Below are 3,467 nucleotides of genomic sequence, written 5' to 3'. Positions count from 1 at the left end.
CACTTGCCGTCTGGGACGTCGCCCCAGCACGTTAAGGATGAAAACTCCCGCCACAGCCAAACAGAGGAGCAGCACCAACGGATTATACACTATAGACGAGATCAGAATAGTCGTCCCTGTTAAAACCAAGGCTATGAAAAAGGTGACCACTCTCGTCATGAATCGCCCAAGGCCACTTAGAAAAGGAAAGATGCTAAGCATTGTATGAAGGGGGGTAAAGAAAGAGTCGGCCCCGATCCACATCATCAAGAATCCCACAAAGCGCAGGATCCAAGTTAGGGCAGTGTGTTCTGCAGCAAGCCGCTCAATGGCTGCAAATCGATCGCTTGCAAATAGCCGATAAAATCGAACGTTGCGCGGCCCCAGATAGCTCTCTAGGCTATTGGGGCTGGCCAAACGCCCAAAGACGGTTGCCTGAGTTCCGCTGTACAAGGCAGTGTACGAAGTTCTCATATCGCCGATTTGTGGATTGGCCAGGGTTCCCCGCCCCTTGAAAACATAAGAGCCTTCCACTCTAGCTTGGATCCCCGGGATCAATGTTTGGGGATCCAGAGGAACAGCGGAGGGAGTTTCGATCTGCAAATCTTGCATCCCAATTCGGTAATTCCCAATTTGAGCCTGGCTGACTCGAAAGAGTTGGCTGGAAAAAGGCATCGGTGGGTTGACGTGCTCACTGCTGCGATAAAACCGGCTTGAATCTTCAGGGTTTTCTGTCCAGACTTTGGTGTAAGTATAGATTGTCTCTCTGACTTCCGATCCACCAAACTCCTCTTGAGTGCGAGTTTCTTTCTCCTCTTCCCAAGCATACATTTCTGCCTTGCGGCTGACGGCAATATAGGGCCCCGGCCGCAGGAAGAGATGATCACCCAAAAGCTCGTTACTGGTCATTGGGCCTGTGAGCGATACTAATCTTCCAAGAGGTGCAGAGGGCGAGCCCAATGGACTGATTTCAATGGCCCCAGTTGCCACTTGGGCAAGGTTGACCCGCCCCTCATTCCAAAACAAAAGCCAGAACGATCCCAAAAATAAAATCAATCCAACAAACACCGATACAAAAGAACTGGCCAGCCGCGAGCCGAATCCGACCCGCTCTACTTGTCTATAACGCTCAGCCATAGCCCCGCCCCGACCGACAACTTCGGTCTAGCACAGCCTCTTCTATTTGTCCATGAAACCTAGTCGTTCTAGAGAATCCAAGGCAAATCTTTAGCTTTTTCCATGCTTATGCCTATTCCAGAAGCAAATTACAATTCATACAGGTTAAGGGAACCCTATTTTTCGGCTAAGAATTGATTAAGAAATCCCTTCCCTCACCGCTTTGACCACGCGCCGGAAAAATTGCCCCACGCCCTTCACCAGATTGGGTGCCGATTCTGGGCGAGGTGGGATCTCTGCCATGAGGGTGTAGTAGTCATCCAAAAGGTTGTGCTCTTCGGAGGAAACGGTATTGTCGGCCATCATCAGGTTGCCGATTGCCCCCAAAAGTTGCAGGCGCTCGGTTTCGGTGGCCTGGGCCAGATAATCGGCCATCCAGCGCTCCGTTTGCGCCATCGGGATGGGCTCTTGGATCAGCTCTCGCAGCTCGGTATCGTGCTCCAAATCATAGCGGCGCAGCAGGGATCCCAGATAGGCCAATTCCTGCGGTTCTAGGTGCCCATCGGCCCAAGCGGAGCCGGCCACAATTTTGAGGATGAGCCGATGTTGGGTTGTCGGGTTCATGGCGGGATCTCTTGTCGCTGGAGGTGCTGCTGGCGGTCGGGGTTCTGGGGCTCTAAGCAGACTTAGAAGGGGCTGACCAGAGGCAGTCTTAACTCAGCGAGGCCGCAGGCCCACGCTAGCCAGGCGGCATCCTCTTCTGGCAGGCTGGCCTGGTGCAGGGCGTAAACCTGGCGGTGATACTCATCAAGCCAGGCCCGTTGCGCCTTGTCTAGCAGATCCCAGTCAATCAAGCGCCTATCAAAGGGGATCCAAGTTAGGGAGCGAAAGCCCATCCAGCCCTCCGGCTCTGGAAGGGCAACCACTTCATAGAGGTTTTCCAAGCGAATTCCACCCCAGCCCGGCTGGTAGTAGCCCGGCTCGATGCTGGTGATCATACCCACCTTGAAGGGGGTGGTGGCGCGGCGGTGGATCCCATTGGGCCCCTCGTGGACGTTCAAGAAGGCGCCAACGCCGTGGCCGGTGCCGTGGCCGTAGTCCAGCCCTGCCTGCCAGAGGCTGGAGCGGGCAATGCCATCCAAGGAGACCCCGTAGGTATCCGGGGGGAAGATCTGGCGGGCGCACTGGATGTGGGCTTTCAGCACCTCGGTGTAGCGCCGCTGGCACAAGGGATCCGCCGGTTCCGAGCCAATCCAGAGGGTGCGGGTAGCGTCGGTAGTGCCCCCCAGGTAGTGGGATCCCGAATCCAACAAAAACAACTCGCCTGGCTGCAGGAACTTCTGGGGATCCGGGGTGCCGTAGTGGACAATGGAGCTGTTGGCGCCAGCCCCGGCAATGGTGTTAAAGCTCAGGCCCACCCAATCCCCTTCCTCGCGGTAGTGGGCTGCCATGGTGGCCGCCACATCGGCTTCGCTAATGGGGATCCCCGCTTGAATTTGCCGGTCAATCCAAGCCAGGGTGCGGATCTTGGCCCGGCTGGCCTTGCGGTTAGCTAGCCGCATCTGCTCCAGCTCAGTGGGGTTTTTCACTGCCTTGAGGGCCTCCACAGGGTGATCCAGCTCGCGACAGGGGATCCCTTGCAGCAGCTCTTGGGTGCCCTGAGTGGTCTGCTTGGGATCCAATCCCACCGGCCCGTAGCCCTTGGCCCACTGGGGCAGCTGTTCCGGGTAGGCCTCGTAAGGCCAGAGCTCGACCTCGGCTTCCACCAGCATTTGCCGAGCCGAGGGCGTGAGGCGCTCCAGGTCAGTAAACAGGGCAACCCTCTCCAGGGCGACCAGCGCGTAGGCGCGGAACACTGGGTTGTAGGGGATGTCAGAGCCGCGCAGGTTAAACAGCCAAGCTACCTGGTCCAACTTGGTTAGGGGCAACAACCCCACCCGCTTGCGACGCATCTCCTGGCGCACCTGGGCCAGCTTGTCGCTGGCAGTAGCACCGCAGAGCTGGGCAGGGACAGGATAGATGGGTTGCTGCAAAAGGGCTTGGCTAGCTTCCTTGGCCAGCTTGTCCAGCGGGTTTTCGCTAACCGGCACCAGCAGCACCCCCCCGGCTTGGGCGTGGGTCTGCAACTGGCGGTAGGTGGCCACTGATACTGTGAAGGGATCCACTCCTAGGCGAAAGCCGGATCCCAGCTCTTCCACAATCTCCATCAGGCTGGGCTGCTCCGGCAGGCCGCCTTTGATGACGGTAAACAGGTTGGGATCCACTTCCCGCTCCGCCTGCTCGTGGTAGCGGGGATCCACCCACAGCCAGGCCCTGTCCCGGCTAATCAGAGCATCCCCCACCGAGCCGGTAAAGCCTGTAATCCACTGCCG

General features: G+C 57.6%; 3 protein-coding genes. All 3 read right to left on the bottom strand.

From position 1 onward, the window contains the following. Nucleotides 1-1,116: TMEM43 family protein (locus NW863_RS04440; protein ID WP_414364750.1), on the bottom strand; the 1,116-nt coding region annotated here is incomplete at its 3' end. Nucleotides 1,117-1,293: 177 nt separating this feature from the next. Beyond that, a complete protein-coding gene (locus tag NW863_RS04435; RefSeq protein WP_414364748.1) occupies nt 1,294-1,719 on the bottom strand; it encodes a TerB family tellurite resistance protein in 426 nt (141 codons plus the stop codon). Between the two features lie 62 nt (nt 1,720-1,781). Further along, nucleotides 1,782-3,467 (bottom strand): aminopeptidase P family protein (locus NW863_RS04430; RefSeq protein ID WP_414364746.1); only part of this gene is annotated, 1,686 nt, incomplete at its 5' end.

Source organism: Synechococcus sp. B60.1 (assembly GCF_047462555.1).
Lineage (GTDB): Bacteria > Cyanobacteriota > Cyanobacteriia > Thermostichales > Thermostichaceae > Thermostichus.
Note: the sequence above shows the minus strand (reverse complement) of the source record. Positions and strands in the feature narration are given on the sequence as shown.